The sequence below is a fragment of the Vibrio artabrorum genome (assembly GCF_024347295.1).
In the GTDB taxonomy this organism is placed as follows: Bacteria; Pseudomonadota; Gammaproteobacteria; order Enterobacterales; family Vibrionaceae; genus Vibrio; species Vibrio artabrorum.
In genome coordinates this window covers 971,633-986,366 of sequence record NZ_AP025458.1, presented here as the reverse complement: position 1 = coordinate 986,366, position 14,734 = coordinate 971,633, and the positions used below count along the sequence as shown (strand labels likewise).

The window sequence follows — 14,734 nt, the reverse complement described above, 5'->3', positions numbered from 1 at the left end:
GTATGGACCAATTTTTAAGCCAAATCTTTGCTGTGATTCACCAAATTCCTTATGGGAAAGTCACCACTTATGGAGACATAGCACGTTTTTCAGGTTTTCCGGGCTATGCACGACAGGTTGGTAAAGCGTTGGGAAACCTGCCAGAAGGTAGCAAACTGCCTTGGTATCGGGTGATCAACAGTAAAGGCGAGATCTCTTTGAAAGGTGATTCGTTTGGTCGACAAAAAAAGCATCTTATCGAAGAGGGCATTGAAGTTAATGACGCAGGAAAAGTCAAACTCAGAATATACAAATGGCAGCCCTAGAGCTGCCATTCATCGAAACACATCAATCAAAATGCCTTAGTATTGGCTTCCACTGACCATTAACGAACACTGACCAAGCGTAAGTCTGCTTGTTGCGTGTTTTCTACGTCGGTAATCACTGATTTTATGGTATCTGTCGTGAAACGCAGTTTGCCATCAACATGAATCGATGCACGTATGTTGTAACGGTGATTCGCTTGAATCTTGTCGTTATCATAAGCTAACTCAAACGCGAAAGGCACTTGCTTGCCGTCAGCCGTAAATTCTTGAGTTGCGATAATCGTTGATGGTGCGTCAGCAAGTGAAATATCTTCTAGGGTGACGGTAATGATCGCGTTTTCTGGCAAGGCGATTCTTTCGCGGTAGCTTACGGTTCCTGAAATTGCTTGAGTAAACTCTGCTACGGTCTCTTGAGAAGCGTTGGTTTCTGATGTTGTTTGGCAACCAACAAGTAGACCAAACGATAATAAAGACATAATTAAAATTAGAGTCTTTTTCATATTTAATTTCTCTCAACATGTTTGTCGGAATCGACAAATCTACGGCTTAATTATAAGAGAGCTTTCATATTCTGTCTCGAAACCCTATGATTTATTAACAGATATTTGACTAAACTAATCGATTATCGCACTAATCTGACACTCATTTTACGAAAAGGAATGCTGGCGATGAGTCAACCTTTACAAGAATTACTAAGTTTACTTCAGCTAGAAAAACTAGAAGAGGGTTTATTCCGTGGGCAAAGTGAGAATCTAGGTCTACCACAGGTTTACGGTGGTCAAGTGTTGGGACAAGCGCTTTCTGCTGCTCGCTATACTGTTCAAGACGACCGTAGTGTTCATTCGTTCCATAGTTATTTTCTATACCCTGGCGACCCAGAGAAACCGATTATCTATGATGTGGAAAACCTAAGAGATGGACGCAGTTTTAGTACTCGTCGTGTTAAAGCCATTCAAAATGGTCGCCCTATTTTCTATCTAACCGCTTCTTATCATGCCGATGCGCCGGGTTTCGAACACCAAAACACAATCCCTGATATCCCGGGTCCCGAGAATTTTGCATCAGAAACGGAACTCGCAAGTCATATCGCCGAATTTTTACCCGAGAAGCTGCGTAAAACCTTTTGTGGTGAAAAGCCGATTGAGATGCGCCCTGTCACTGTCGTTAACCCACTAAAACCTAAAAAGGCGGAAGCAAAACAGTACCTTTGGATAAGAGCGAACGGTGCGCTGCCAGACAACCAATTAATTCACCAGTATTTGTTAGCATACGCATCTGATTGGGGATTCTTAGTGACGGCGCTTCATCCTCATGAGGTGTCGATTATGACGCCAAATTTTCAGGTGGCGACAATTGACCACTCTATTTGGTTTCACCGACCGTTTAAGATGGATGAATGGCTACTTTATGCGATTGAAAGCCCGACAGCGGCGAACACTCGCGGGCTAGTACGCGGTGAGATCTTTAACCAAAAAGGTGAGTTAGTGGCAACGGCAGTACAAGAAGGTGTAATGCGCTTCACTAAATAATAAACGGCACAGAGTAATAAACTGCACTAAGCAATAAACTGCACTTTGTGTAGATAGCGGTTGTGGATACCCAAATAAGCATCCGTTAAGTAAAAAAAGAGGCTAGGTATATCTAGCCTCTTTTTTGTCATTCTCACCACAAGGCGAAAGCCATAACTCGTAAACGCTATTCACTCTCAGACGTTGATTCGAATTCACTCTGCACCCGTGTTTTGATGCCATCACTGGCATCTCGCAACAGGTTAAATGGCGATAACACAACCCCTTTCACTGCCCCTTCCGCAGCCCCTTGAGCCAGTGCTTCCCCCTTATCAGCAAGCGCATTTGCTTGCACCAAAATCGGCGGTACTTCAGCCCTTAGCTTTTGGGATTCAGAAATAATGACGGGGATGGTTTGCTCGCGGTAGGATTTACTTTCAGCAAGCATTGGCGGCATCACATCCTCACGATAGTGTTTTAATTCCGCCAATGTTGGGGGGATGACATCCGTCCTTACCTGCTCAACTTCTGTTCGGACATTTTTCACTTCATCCAAAATCGTCGGTATTTTTTTATCGACGGATGAAACGGTTTGATTGACTTGTTCAACCGTTTGTCTGACATTTTCAACGGTGTCTAATACGTGAGGAGCAAGTTCATCCAAATGTTCAGCAAATGCTAACCACTCTTCAACTTTCAAATCCTTAGTCAATACCGATACGTCTTTGATCACCTGCGGATAAGTGTCGACGATCTCCCCGACTTTATTGGTCAATGAGTAGATGGAGTAGCCTAAATAAAAAATAGCGATCGCTAATACCAATTGGATAGCCGTCGAAACTTTTGCAAACATGGATCTTCCTTTTTAATCGCAGAGGCGAACATTAAACCATAATAATGTTGATATTAAACTCAGAGTTAGAGGGGAAGCGCTGTCGTATACTTCAATGGTTCCATCGCAAACGTCGAGGTCACATTGGAAATACCTTCAATGCTATTGACCAAGCGCTTATAGAAATCATCAAAACGCTTCATGTCTTTCACTTGAACCTTCATCATATAATCGTACTCACCTGCCATACGATAAAACTCCATCACTTCAGAAAATTCCGACACCGTACTCACAAAACGACCATACCACTCATGAGAATGATCACTGGTTTTCACTAATACGAAAGCAGTAAAGGAAAGATCCAGTTTTTCCGGATTCAGCAGTGCGACTCTTTTCTCAATAATACCGTTCTCTTCGAGCCGTTTAAGCCTTTTCCAACAAGGCGTTGTGGTGAGATTGACCGCTTCCGAAATATCGTTCAATGACAGCGTGCTGTCTTCTTGCAGTAACCCTAATATTTTTTTATCTACGGCATCTATCACACTTTCACCAAATCGAATTTAAAGAGAATAATTTTCTACAATTTAAGCAAAACAAAGCAAATATGGCAAAGTTTTTCTCTCGGGTTATAGATAAATTAGTACCATACCTATTACAAAGAATTCCTACACTCGATCAGGAGAACGCTTATGTGCACTGACCATCAATGGATTAACAACGCAATTCGTAAAATTGAAGCCGACTACCAACGCTCAGCGGATACGCACCTTATCAAGCTCGATCTACCAAGTATCGAAGGCATTGATGTTTACCTTAAAGATGAAAGCACACACCCAACCGGTTCTTTAAAGCACCGTTTAGCGCGTTCTCTATTCTTATATGCTATCTGTAACGGTTGGGTTGGCCCAGAAACAACAATCATTGAATCTTCATCAGGTAGCACTGCGGTATCTGAAGCGTACTTTGCTCGCCTACTTGGCCTGCCGTTTATTGCCGTAATGCCAAAATGCACAGCGAAGAAGAAGATTGAGCAGATAGAATTCTACGGCGGCCAAGCACATCTCGTTGACCGATCTGATGAGATTTACGATGAATCTCGTCGTTTAGCCGAAGAGCTGAATGGTCACTATATGGACCAATTTACTTACGCTGAGCGCGCAACCGACTGGCGTGGTAACAACAACATCGCCAACTCGATTTTCAATCAAATGCAGATGGAAGATCACCCAGTGCCAACTTGGGTTGTCATGAGCCCAGGTACTGGCGGTACTTCAGCGACGATTGGCCGCTTCATTCGCTACCAACAGCATGAAACTAAGCTTTGTGTTGTCGACCCTGAGAACTCGGTATTCCACGAATACTTCCAAACCGGCAATGCGAACGTGAAAGGCAGTACATTCAGTAAGATTGAAGGCATTGGTCGCCCACGAGCAGAACCAAGCTTCATTGCTGGTGTGGTTGACGAAATGCGTAAAATCCCAGACGCAGCCAGTATCGCAACGACACATTGGTTATCTGACATTCTTGGTCGCAAGGTTGGCGCATCTACCGGTACTAACATGTACGGTGTGCTTCAGCTAGCCAGTGAGATGAAAGCGCGTGGCGAAACAGGCTCTATCGTGACTTTACTGTGTGACAGCGGTGAGCGTTACCTAGACACTTACTTCAATGACGAGTGGGTAAATCTGAATATCGGTGACCTACAACCTTATGCAGCGAAGCTAGAAGCTTTCTCGCAAACGGGTGAACTGGCATAACCACCGAGTAACCACCGATGCCACAATAAAAAAGAGCCCTTGACAGGCTCTTTTTTGTTTAAATTAATCAAACACTTGCGAAAAAATCACTCTGGCTTCTGTTTCGCTTCAAAGGCGGCCAGTTGCTCTGGTGTTGCTTTAGGTTGATGGTTTTGTTTCCACTCATCGTAAGTCATGCCATATACGCGCTCACGTGCGTCATCGATATTCAAGTCTAGGCCTTGTTGCTCGGCTTCCGCTTTGTACCACTTACTGAAACAGTTACGACAGAAGCCCGCTAAGATCATCAGGTCAATGTTCTGCACGTCTTTGTTATCATCTAGGTGTGTTAACAGACGACGAAAGGTCGCTGCATCCAGCTTGTCTTGCTCTTCTTGAGAAAGATCTTTGTATTTAAATTCAGCCACTTTACTTTCCTTTATTCGATTTATTGTATTCATTTATTGAGCTCTGTTTGTTATACAAAAAAAGCCTGCCATTCGCTAGGAGCAAACGCAGGCTTTTCAATATTGTGACACGATTCCGTGTTGTTACATGGTTCTGAGAGTATTAACCGTGAGTGGTTCTTCCCACGTTGTCATGGCTCAGCTCTTTATTCAGCTCCGCTTCCACGTGCCCTGGAGAACGGGTCGAGCCGGAAATCAAACGGTACATCGCAGGAATAACGAACAGAGTGACCAAGGTAGCGAACCCCATACCGAAGAAGATAACCGTACCCACAGCCACTCGACTTTCATAGCCTGCGCCCGTAGAAGTAATCAATGGGATAGCTCCGGCTAATGTGGTAAACGCCGTCATCAATATTGGCCGTAAACGTCTTGCTGAAGCGTCTACGATTGCTTTCTCAAACTCAATACCTCGATCACGCAACTGGTTAGCAAATTCGACAATCAAGATCCCGTTTTTCGTCACCATTCCGATCAACATGATCATCCCAATCTGACTGTAAACGTTTAAACCTTGGTGCATCAACACTAGACCTAAAAAGCCACCGAATATCCCCATCGGAACTGTAAACATCACCACAAGTGGGTTAATAAAGCTTTCAAACTGCGCGGCCAAGACTAAGTAAGCGACCAACATCGCTAACGCAAACACCACCAAGATACTCGATTGATTCTCTTTGAAGTCTTTTGATTCACCCGAATAGCTGACCGAGATATCACCGGGCAGTTGCTCAATCGCTTGCTTATCAAGAAAATCCAGCGCATCACCTAATGTGTAACCGTCCATCAGGTTCGCTGTGATGGTCACCGATTTTTGCTTATTGTAGTGTGACAAGCGAATCGATGATGCCACTTCTTCAATGTGTGTCAGTGTATCCAGTGTTACTAGCTCGCCAGACTGAGTTCGCATGTAGATTTGGCTTAAATCGTTCGCGTTATTAAAGCTGTTTTCATCACCACGCAAGTAAACATCGTACTCTTCACCACGATCAGCAAAGGTGGTTTCACTGCGCCCGCCCAGCATAATTTCTAGTGTATCTGAAATGTCAGAAACACTGACGCCCAATTCGGCCGCTCGTTGTTTGTCTACCGTTACCACTAACTCAGGTGTTTTTTCAGAGTAATCAATACCCGCCCCTTCCATGATGGGAGAATCTTCCGCTGCTTGCTTTAAGATCTCTGCCCACTTTTGAAGTTCAGAATAATCAGAACCACCCAATACAAATTGCACCGGTTCACTTGAGCCACCTCTAAAGCCTGGCATGAATGGGAATACCCGAACATCAGGAATGCCACTCAAGGATTGGCGAACTTCGTTTAAAGCTTCTTGGGCCGTCAGATCACGCTCGTCCCAATCATCCAAAATCATAATAACAAAGCCGGTTTGATCTCCGGCATTACCACCAAACGCTGGCGATTGGATACTGAATGACTTTAAGAACCCTTGACCAAGTAGAGGCATCAAACGCTCTTCAACGATGTCCATGTTGCCAGACATGCGGTTATAACTGGTGGCATCCGCTCCACGGACAAACGCAAAGATAACACCTCGGTCCTCTTGCGGAGTCAGTTGTGAAGGAACTTGTTGCATCAAGCCATAGCTCCCCCCCATACACGCGAGAATAATTACGGGAGCAGCCCAACGCCAAGATAGCGCATGACGCAGTGCCGCTTTATACCTCAGTTCTAACTTGCTAAAGACACGCTCAATAAATAAATTAAAACGATTAGGTTTCACATTCGCTTTCAGAATTTTACTGCCTAAAACCGGCGTTAGTGTCAGTGCCACTAGCGATGAAAATATCACCGACATCGCAAGTAACACAGAGAACTCGGTAAACAGTAGGCCGACCATGCCATCCATAAAGGAAATGGGTAGGAAGACCATAACCAGCACTAAAGTGGTTGCGATAACAGCGAAGCCGACTTCACGCGTACCTTTATAAGCAGCAAGCAGTGGTGATTCACCCCGTTCAATATGGTGGAAAATGTTTTCAACCACCACGATGGCGTCATCCACCACCAGACCTATCGATAAGATAAGTGCCATCAACGTAATCAAGTTGATAGAGAAGCCGAAGTAATACGCTGCAATGAATGACGAAATCAGAGATACCGGAACGGTCACCGCAGGAATTAATGTCGCGCGTGCTTGACCAATGAAGATATAAAGCACAAGAATCACTAAACCACCGGTGATAAAGAGTGTGCTATAGACCTCAGAGATCGATCGGTCGATAAATACCGTTGAATCATAGTCGATAGCCAAACGAGTACCGGCAGGTAAAAACTTTTGAATAGCATCAACTTCTTTATGTACTAAGTCGGCAACTTCCAATGGGTTTGCATCGGATTGAGGCACGATACCCAAACTGACATTAACAACACCATCACTTTTAAACGTCGAGTTTTCGTTTTCCGCACCAAGGTACACATCCGCAACATCTTTCAAATAGATAGGTGTATTATCTGTTGCTCGTTTAACCACCAAATATTGGAAATCTTTCACTTCCTTATAAGGACGAGCCGTACGAACCGACATTACGATCGCATCGTTGCGAACTTCACCACCCGGGCTTTCAATGTTTTCACTTTTTAACGCCGCAGTAATATCAGACGCGGTAACACCACGGCCCGCCATTAGCGCTGGCTTTAGCTTCACATACATGACTTTGTATAAGCCACCGGAGATATCGACTGAGCTGACCCCCGAAATCAAACTAAAGCGGTCTACCAATACACGTTCGGTGTAATCGGTTAACTGCGTTCGGTCCATTTTACTTGAACTTAAGTTGATATAAACCGATGCTTCGCCGCTGCCGTTATTTTTAAAAACAATAGGGTCTTCGGCCTCTTCGGGTAACGAACGCTTAGCACGAGCAACAGCATCACGTACATCACTTATCCCCGTATTCAGGTCGTAACCGAGTTCGAAAGTAATCGTGATGCGCGACATACTATTACGCGTCGTGGATTCGATCTCATCGATACCACTAATGCCTGATAACTGGTCTTCAAGGTTAGCGGTTATTTGGTTTTCAATAATCGTCGCCGATGCCCCTTGATAACGAGTACTGATTGATACTACAGGGCTTTCAATGTCTGGCATCTCACGGACGGAAAGCTTATTGAAAGAGACCAGACCAAACACAACCAACAGCAAGCTCAGTACAACAGCAGCCACAGGTCTCTTGACTGAAACATCAGATAACAACATTAGTTTGCGCCTTCTTGTGGTTTGTTATCACTTTCAGCATCAACTAAGCGATCCACGGCTAGCTCTTGCACCAACACACCGTCACGCATGTTCACGATACCTTGCACCACGATTTTCTGACCAATCTCGATGCCTTTTTCAATCACGACTTCGTTATCGATACGCGCACCGAGAAAGACTTCGGTACGAACCGCTTTATTATCATCACCAATCACATAAACAAAACGTTTAGTTCCTGAATACTCAAGCGCTTGAACTGGAATAATCGGCGCTTCAACTGAAGGGAAATCCATATCCGCTTCCACTAACATGCCCGGCTTCAAGTAATCATGATTGTTGTCAAAGTGGATTCGAACTCGTAAATTTAGCGTATCGCTATTGATACGGGTGTCAATGCCGACCACAGTACCGATGAATTCAGTCTCGCCCCACGCACTGGTACGAGCCGTTACTTTCATGCCTTTCGACAATTTGGAAAGGTAGCGCTCCGGGATTTGTAGATCTAATTGCATTACTGAGAGGTCATCTAGGGTGACGAGTTCCGTCCCAGCGGTCACCATTTTACCGCGGCTAAAGTCGATAAAACCGACCGTACCCGAAAAAGGTGCCGTGATGTGCAGATCGCTAAGATTAGCATTGGCCGCAGCCAAACGAGCATTGGCGATCTCGACGTTCGTTTTCTGAGCATCAATTTCAGTTTGCGTGATCGCGTTACGTTTCACTAGCCGTTGAAATTCCGCTAACTTACGTTGCTCGTCTTTTAGGTACGCTTGTGCTTCTGTCACTGCGGCTTTCGCTTTAGTGTCATCTAACTGAACCAACATCTGCCCTTTGGTGACATCTTGATTCGCTTTGACATTGATAGCATCAACTCGACCAGCCACTTCAGAAGTGATAATGACCGATTGTTCAGCTTCTAACTTGCCAACCAAAGAGAGAGACTGGTTAACTTGGTGAATAGCAACAGGCTCAGTAACAACCGTCACTGTGCTAGACCCCTGACGCTTTGCAAGTGCGGCTGGAGACGCCATGAAAATCGACAAGCTAAGTAGGGTTAAAACAGATGTTTGCTTCATAATAATAGTCTGCAGTAAGATTTAGTATCTATAAATGGAAGTAGCGGTATTCTATCAACAGATGAATGCTGTAACGTCAAGAAATGTAAATCTAAATTAAATTCCATTTACGTTCCATTACGAATTTAACAAACCAAACACACTGCAGAAAGCTAATTTTCTCAAGGTGTTACCTATTATTACGCCAACCTAAGCTCGAATGTTCACTTCACGAGCAATATGCGTACTTTTCGCCATCTTTGCCCAAAAAGACAGCATTTAACACAAAACCATAAGAAAAACCCTTTACAGGTTTAACGTGTTTGCTATGATGCGACCCGAACTTGAGAGATGCGTTGGGAAAAACATCTCTTTAGCCTATCCATTATGAGTTAGGAAAAACACCCTGGAGGGGTTCCCGAGTGGCCAAAGGGAGCAGGCTGTAAATCTGCCGGCACTGCCTTCGATGGTTCGAATCCGTCTCCCTCCACCATATTCCTCTTACCTCTTTTAAGAGTTAAGAGAACAACCTAGTTGATGGGCTTATGGGAAAACATCAATTTAGGCTTACTTTGTGAAGAGTAAGACACACCCTGGAGGGGTTCCCGAGTGGCCAAAGGGAGCAGACTGTAAATCTGCCGGCACTGCCTTCGATGGTTCGAATCCGTCTCCCTCCACCATATTCTTCTTCGCTCTTTTGAGAGTTAAGAGAACAACCTGATTGATGGGCTTATGGGAAAACATCAATTTAGGCTTACTTTGTGAAAAGTAAGACACACCCTGGAGGGGTTCCCGAGTGGCCAAAGGGAGCAGACTGTAAATCTGCCGGCACTGCCTTCGATGGTTCGAATCCGTCTCCCTCCACCATATTCTTCTTACCTCTTTTAAGAGTTAAGAGAACAACCTAGTTGATGGGCTTATGGGAAAACATCAATTTAGGCTTACTTTGTGAAAAGTAAGACACACCCTGGAGGGGTTCCCGAGTGGCCAAAGGGAGCAGACTGTAAATCTGCCGGCACTGCCTTCGATGGTTCGAATCCGTCTCCCTCCACCATATTCTTCTTGCCTCTTTTAAGAGTTAAGAGAACAACCTAGTTGATGGGCTTATGGGAAAACATCAATTTAGGCTTACTTTGTGAAGAGTAAGACACACCCTGGAGGGGTTCCCGAGTGGCCAAAGGGAGCAGACTGTAAATCTGCCGGCACTGCCTTCGATGGTTCGAATCCGTCTCCCTCCACCATATTCTTCTTGCCTCTTTTAAGAGTTAAGAGAACAACCTAGTTGATGGGCTTATGGGAAAACATCAATTTAGGCTTACTTTGTGAAGAGTAAGACACACCCTGGAGGGGTTCCCGAGTGGCCAAAGGGAGCAGACTGTAAATCTGCCGGCACTGCCTTCGATGGTTCGAATCCGTCTCCCTCCACCATATTCTCCTTAATTGGAAAATCGAAAAGCCAACTCATTGAGTTGGCTTTTTTCGTTGCTGTGTATAATATTTCACTGTACCCGTTACCTTTCTCGTTCAACGATCTTGATAACCTATCACCCAAGTTGAGAAACTTCTCTCAACAACTGAATTAAAATCAAATATGCAGCTACAAACCCTAGGAAAAGGTCGCTTCGAAACTGAGTGGACCGAAGACAAGCAACTAATCGAACAAACCATTCGTGATTGTATTTGTACGAGCAGAATATTTGAGGAAAATGAGAAGTTATTAACTCAAGGAGAGCATGTAGATAACCTTTACCTTGTTGATTCTGGAAGAGTTTCCATGGGAATGACAGCTCGCAACGGTAAAACATTTTTGTTAGGTACTCTTGAGTGTGAGCAACAAGTCTTCGGGGAAATGGAATTCTTTACAGGATACCGATGCCAAATGGATATTATGCCAATCGAGCCCGTTAACGTATCTATCATTGATGCTCAAAAGCTAAAGAAGTACTTGTTAGAACAACCTAGGCTTTCTCTCTATTTCGCTAGCGCTATCGCTATTGACTATCAAGACACGGTCGAGATCCTAACAAGGCGTCTTCTATATCCGATTACTTATAATGTTGCCTACGATATTTATCATCAATATTTGAATGACTTACCCGTCGATGGCTTTCAAAAGAACTATCTTGAAGCGGAACGCTTCGCTACGACTGATAGAGTCTACCGCCGCGCGGTGAAAGAGCTTGAGAGCAAAGGTTTTATTGCTAAAGAAAAGAAAGGACTAAGGATTCTTGATCTAGAAGGGCTTAAAAAATTTGCGGAGCAATAAAGGCCTGCACAAATACAGACCTTTTCAGTGTCGCTTAAACCGATAACTATTTATGCAGTTTGAGTTTGATTGGATTGGCTTGCTTTGTACTTTGTAGATGCAATAAGCATCACCAATACAACAGCATATATTGCAGGGATGGCATACATAACTGTTTGTAAGCCAACAATACTTTCCATCATAGAGCTAATCGCAGGGCTAAACATTGCACCAGCACTGCCGCTAACCAATATATAAGAAACATTCTTACTTGATGCATTGCGAACAAATGACACACCATAAGCAATGAAAGCATTATAAAGTGCAGCACAAGCAAACCCGTAACCATAAGTCAGGTAAGAGAGCCATTCTAGTTGATTTGTAGTAACGATGACGCTCGTTATCACCATTGCAAGTGTAATGATCGTCAATAAGAAGTACTGAATCTTCATACGCGACACAATGACAGTCGAAACTAAAGCACCAACCAACGCTGCTGACCAATACTGAGTAATAATGTTACCCGCTTGTTCAAATGGAATATCGAACTTCTCTTTCACAAACATTGGAGCCCAAGTTAAGAAAGTATAAAGGGCAAGCATTCCTAAGAATAGTCCGATACCACCACTAATAATGCCGAAGTTCCATTCAGACTTTGATTCAGTTTGTGTTGCGCTTTCATCACCACATTGATTGAAGTTAGTCAGCAAAGCGATAAACATTGTTGCCAATGCAACCACGCCAACACTCAAGTAACTGATGCTCCAATTCATTGCATTAGTAAGTGCGTAAGTGGTGATCATTGGGAACACAACACCTGCAATGTTAAATGTCGCGTCTTGTACCACTAACATTGTGCTCTGAATTTTGTCTTTCCATAATGAAACGACAATAGTACCAGCGATACACAGACCAACACCTCCACAAAAACCAATAATAGCCATACATAACATCACGATCGATAACGAAGGTGCAATGTAAAGGCCTAATGAGGACAGTGCGATAATGCCATAGCACAACACCGTCATGCGTTTAATACCGACTTTTTCAATTAAGAAGAAAGCCGCAATAGTGCCGGCTAGTGCTCCACCATTTAATAAAGAAAATATTGATGCTACTTCATTTACATTCGCGTTAAATGCATTGGCTATTGGCTCGACCAACATACCAAATTGTGTCGCAAAGCCCGCCATAACGAAATTAGCGAGGAAACTGATAGCAGTGAGTGTCATTTTATTTTTCATTGTTCACTCCAAGGGCTCGTAGGTTAGATGTTTTAATTTGGGAGAGCTTAACTTTAAGCCCTCCACACAGGCTTAAGCTTTGATTGCCGTTTCTAGAGCAATTTCAATCATGTTGTTGAATGAAAGCTGACGCTCTTCTGCGGTGGTCTCCTCACCCGTGATACAATGATCAGACACCGTCAGGATCGCTAATGACTCAATACCAAATTGTTGTGCTAGCCCGTATAAGCCTGCAACTTCCATATCGATACCAAGCACCCCAAAACGCTCTAAGGCAGGGATAAGATCTTCATCAGGATCGTAATAAAGGTCGCCAGTAAACACGTTGCCAACTTTAACATCTATATTCTTCTCTTTTGCTGAAAGGTAAGCATTATGTAAAAGCTCAAACGTTGCCGATGTCGCCATGTGATAGCCACTGCTGCGCTTGGCATTAGTTGGAGAGTCTGTACCGGCAGCTTGTGCCAAAATCACATCACGCATCATGACATTTTTCTGCGTTGCACCAACACTGCCGATACGAATAATGCGCTTAACACCGAAGTCATTAATCAGTTCATGACCATAGAGAACCATTGATGGTACACCCATGCCATGCCCCATAACTGAGATGCGCTGCCCTTTGTAATAGCCAGTGTATCCAAGCATGTTTCGAATATCAGTCACGAGTTTTGCGTCTTCTAAGTAGGTTTCAGCAATGTATTTCGCTCGTAGTGGGTCACCCGGCATAATTACTGTAGATGCGAAATCCTCAGCAGTGCCAGCAATATGTGCAGTCATAATGTTTCCTTATTTGTTTTGTTGGCGCAATCATAAGGAGTAATGGCACAAAGCATTGAGGACAAATGTCCGCTTTCAAAGTACTGCCTCTCAAATTTGAATCTCTCTATCAAAACAGAGAAGTAGCCGTTCTAAGAACCTAGTTATGACTGGCTTGCTACCCTCAGCACACAAAAAAGCCCCTACCGATTTCTCTGTAGGGGCTTTCAATAATCAAAGTAATACCGAATTAACTCATTATTCGTTAGCTATCGAGGTTAACCTTGAATACCCACGATTAGCCAAGGTGCATTTTGAGTCGTAAGATCACGCTCTAAATGCCAAATATCGGTGATATCTTCTTCAATACCTTCCGCTGAATCACGGTAACGCCCACTAAACTGTAGGCTTAGCTGTGCTTTGCTGCCGTCATGGTCAGCACGAACGATTTCAGCATCAACGTACATTACGTCGGTATGCTGATCACCATCTAGCTTGCTACGCTCAGATTTTAGGTCTTCAAATAGACTTGGAGACACGTATTCTTCAATCGTACTTAGCTCATTGTGGTTCCATGCACCTTGTAATATACGGTAGTGCTCACGAGAACCATTGATGAAAGCTGCTTGATCAAAACCCGGTGGGTAGTTATGCGGAACATCGCTTTGCGCACCAAAACCAAAACCGCTCGCAGCACCTTGAGGTTGAGTTGGCGCTTGCTCGAAGTTGTGAACATTTGGCTTTTGCTGTGATGATTCAAACTTGTTTTGTCCCATACTACCAAAAGCTGGCTGTTGGCCGCGCTCCTGATTCATGGAGCCTTGTTTCGCACCCAACATTCCTCGTAGGAATTTGAACGCTAAGAAAGCAATCAAACCCATGATCAGGATATCCATAAACTGGATACCTTCAAATGCACCACCAAAGAATGCCGCTAATAGACCGCCCGCAAGTAAACCGCCTAGCAGACCGCCCATAAGGCCTTTCTTACTTGAATTAGCCGCGGTGTTCTTACCTGTTTGATCTTGACGGATCGAGTTAGTGTTCTGGTGTTGCTGTTTAGGAGCAGGAGCCGTTTTGAAACTCTTACCAAAAGACTTACCACCACCAAATCTTTTCGCTTCCGCGATTGGTGTCACCGCAACTGATACCATCAGAATCGCGACTAGTGAGAAAAATCGTTTCATTATTATCCTTTAAAGGGTTCTTTATCTTTCGACGCGTTAATCATACTCTTTAACAAAGCACAATGAAATGTTCACGATGTTCACATATGTATCATAATATTGCGGTTATTAATTGTGGGCTGAATTGGCGAAAGGATTGACGGCCATCAAAGGCTGCATATAAGATAATGAACGATGTT

13 protein-coding genes and 6 tRNA genes are annotated in these 14,734 nt (G+C 44.0%); 10 read left to right on the top strand and 9 right to left on the bottom strand.

All coding sequences use genetic code 11. From position 1 onward, the window contains the following. The first annotated feature begins 2 nt into the window (after positions 1-2). Positions 3-305 carry an MGMT family protein gene (locus OCU36_RS04615; protein ID WP_261839238.1) on the top strand — a complete coding sequence of 101 codons (303 nt, stop codon included), beginning with the start codon at positions 3-5 and terminating at the stop codon, positions 303-305. 59 nt (positions 306-364) lie between these two features. Here the strand turns inward: OCU36_RS04615 and OCU36_RS04610 are convergent, their stop codons facing one another. Then, positions 365-805, bottom strand: coding sequence for a YbaY family lipoprotein (locus tag OCU36_RS04610; RefSeq protein WP_261839237.1), 441 nt, complete (start codon positions 803-805; stop codon positions 365-367). Positions 806-973: 168 nt separating this feature from the next. Here OCU36_RS04610 and tesB point away from each other — a divergent pair, with 168 nt between their 5' ends. Continuing rightward, positions 974-1,834, top strand: coding sequence for an acyl-CoA thioesterase II (tesB, locus tag OCU36_RS04605; protein WP_261839236.1), 861 nt, complete (start codon positions 974-976; stop codon positions 1,832-1,834). A gap of 166 nt (positions 1,835-2,000) precedes the next feature. On the opposite strand, the gene OCU36_RS04600 is transcribed toward tesB, so the two are convergent. Together OCU36_RS04600 and OCU36_RS04595 are read right to left on the bottom strand one after the other, a co-directional pair. Further along, on the bottom strand, positions 2,001-2,666 hold the full coding sequence (locus tag OCU36_RS04600) for a hypothetical protein (RefSeq protein WP_261839235.1): 666 nt from the start codon (positions 2,664-2,666) through the stop codon (positions 2,001-2,003). A 65-nt stretch (positions 2,667-2,731) separates the two neighbouring features. Continuing rightward, positions 2,732-3,187 (bottom strand): Lrp/AsnC family transcriptional regulator, encoded by a 456-nt coding sequence (locus tag OCU36_RS04595; protein WP_261839234.1) that lies wholly within the window; start codon positions 3,185-3,187, stop codon positions 2,732-2,734. 147 nt (positions 3,188-3,334) lie between these two features. On the opposite strand from OCU36_RS04595, the gene OCU36_RS04590 reads away from it, so the two are divergent. Then, positions 3,335-4,402, top strand: coding sequence for a PLP-dependent cysteine synthase family protein (locus tag OCU36_RS04590; protein ID WP_261839233.1), 1,068 nt, complete (start codon positions 3,335-3,337; stop codon positions 4,400-4,402). An 86-nt stretch (positions 4,403-4,488) separates the two neighbouring features. Here the strand turns inward: OCU36_RS04590 and OCU36_RS04585 are convergent, their stop codons facing one another. The 3 genes from OCU36_RS04585 to OCU36_RS04575 all read right to left on the bottom strand — a co-directional run bounded on the left by OCU36_RS04585 (position 4,489) and on the right by OCU36_RS04575 (position 9,141). Continuing rightward, on the bottom strand, positions 4,489-4,809 hold the full coding sequence (locus OCU36_RS04585) for a DUF1244 domain-containing protein (protein WP_261839232.1): 321 nt from the start codon (positions 4,807-4,809) through the stop codon (positions 4,489-4,491). Positions 4,810-4,951: 142 nt separating this feature from the next. Then, positions 4,952-8,065, bottom strand: a complete 3,114-nt coding sequence (gene vexH, locus OCU36_RS04580; protein WP_261839231.1) for a vibriobactin export RND transporter permease subunit VexH — start codon at positions 8,063-8,065, stop codon at positions 4,952-4,954. Further along, positions 8,065-9,141, bottom strand: coding sequence for an efflux RND transporter periplasmic adaptor subunit (locus OCU36_RS04575; protein WP_261839230.1), 1,077 nt, complete (start codon positions 9,139-9,141; stop codon positions 8,065-8,067). Before OCU36_RS04575 ends, vexH begins: the two co-directional genes overlap by 1 nt. A gap of 387 nt (positions 9,142-9,528) precedes the next feature. Between OCU36_RS04575 and OCU36_RS04570 the strand changes: the two genes are divergently transcribed. The 7 genes from OCU36_RS04570 (at position 9,529) to OCU36_RS04540 (ending at position 11,386) form a co-directional block, all read left to right on the top strand. Continuing rightward, positions 9,529-9,613, top strand: a tRNA-Tyr gene (locus tag OCU36_RS04570). 102 nt (positions 9,614-9,715) lie between these two features. Further along, positions 9,716-9,800, top strand: a tRNA-Tyr gene (locus OCU36_RS04565). 102 nt (positions 9,801-9,902) lie between these two features. Next, a tRNA-Tyr gene (locus OCU36_RS04560) sits at positions 9,903-9,987 on the top strand. A gap of 102 nt (positions 9,988-10,089) precedes the next feature. Beyond that, positions 10,090-10,174, top strand: a tRNA-Tyr gene (locus OCU36_RS04555). Between the two features lie 102 nt (positions 10,175-10,276). Next, positions 10,277-10,361 (top strand) — tRNA-Tyr (locus OCU36_RS04550). A 102-nt stretch (positions 10,362-10,463) separates the two neighbouring features. Beyond that, positions 10,464-10,548 (top strand) — tRNA-Tyr (locus tag OCU36_RS04545). A gap of 163 nt (positions 10,549-10,711) precedes the next feature. Beyond that, entirely contained in the window at positions 10,712-11,386 is a 675-nt protein-coding gene (locus tag OCU36_RS04540) for a Crp/Fnr family transcriptional regulator (RefSeq protein ID WP_193841713.1), read from the top strand. 50 nt (positions 11,387-11,436) lie between these two features. On the opposite strand, the gene tsgA is transcribed toward OCU36_RS04540, so the two are convergent. The 3 genes from tsgA to OCU36_RS04525 all read right to left on the bottom strand — a co-directional run bounded on the left by tsgA (position 11,437) and on the right by OCU36_RS04525 (position 14,555). Beyond that, positions 11,437-12,609, bottom strand: coding sequence for an MFS transporter TsgA (gene tsgA, locus OCU36_RS04535; RefSeq protein ID WP_086970545.1), 1,173 nt, complete (start codon positions 12,607-12,609; stop codon positions 11,437-11,439). Positions 12,610-12,681: 72 nt separating this feature from the next. Then, the gene (deoD, locus tag OCU36_RS04530; protein ID WP_061033645.1) at positions 12,682-13,389 is read right to left on the bottom strand and encodes a purine-nucleoside phosphorylase; all 708 of its coding nucleotides are present in this window, start codon (positions 13,387-13,389) and stop codon (positions 12,682-12,684) included. A gap of 257 nt (positions 13,390-13,646) precedes the next feature. Continuing rightward, positions 13,647-14,555 (bottom strand): Tim44 domain-containing protein, encoded by a 909-nt coding sequence (locus tag OCU36_RS04525; RefSeq protein WP_261839229.1) that lies wholly within the window; start codon positions 14,553-14,555, stop codon positions 13,647-13,649. Positions 14,556-14,734 lie beyond the last annotated feature (179 nt).

What these genes read in the sequence shown, in the direction of transcription:
- OCU36_RS04615 (WP_261839238.1), top strand. Translation starts at nt 3, where the DNA reads ATGGACCAATTTTTAAGCCAAATCTTTGCTGTGATTCACCAAATTCCT.
- OCU36_RS04610 (WP_261839237.1), bottom strand. Translation starts at nt 805, where the DNA reads ATGAAAAAGACTCTAATTTTAATTATGTCTTTATTATCGTTTGGTCTA.
- tesB (WP_261839236.1), top strand. Translation starts at nt 974, where the DNA reads ATGAGTCAACCTTTACAAGAATTACTAAGTTTACTTCAGCTAGAAAAA.
- OCU36_RS04600 (WP_261839235.1), bottom strand. Translation starts at nt 2,666, where the DNA reads ATGTTTGCAAAAGTTTCGACGGCTATCCAATTGGTATTAGCGATCGCT.
- OCU36_RS04590 (WP_261839233.1), top strand. Translation starts at nt 3,335, where the DNA reads ATGTGCACTGACCATCAATGGATTAACAACGCAATTCGTAAAATTGAA.
- vexH (WP_261839231.1), bottom strand. Translation starts at nt 8,065, where the DNA reads ATGTTGTTATCTGATGTTTCAGTCAAGAGACCTGTGGCTGCTGTTGTA.
- OCU36_RS04575 (WP_261839230.1), bottom strand. Translation starts at nt 9,141, where the DNA reads ATGAAGCAAACATCTGTTTTAACCCTACTTAGCTTGTCGATTTTCATG.
- OCU36_RS04540 (WP_193841713.1), top strand. Translation starts at nt 10,712, where the DNA reads ATGCAGCTACAAACCCTAGGAAAAGGTCGCTTCGAAACTGAGTGGACC.
- tsgA (WP_086970545.1), bottom strand. Translation starts at nt 12,609, where the DNA reads ATGAAAAATAAAATGACACTCACTGCTATCAGTTTCCTCGCTAATTTC.
- deoD (WP_061033645.1), bottom strand. Translation starts at nt 13,389, where the DNA reads ATGACTGCACATATTGCTGGCACTGCTGAGGATTTCGCATCTACAGTA.
- OCU36_RS04525 (WP_261839229.1), bottom strand. Translation starts at nt 14,555, where the DNA reads ATGAAACGATTTTTCTCACTAGTCGCGATTCTGATGGTATCAGTTGCG.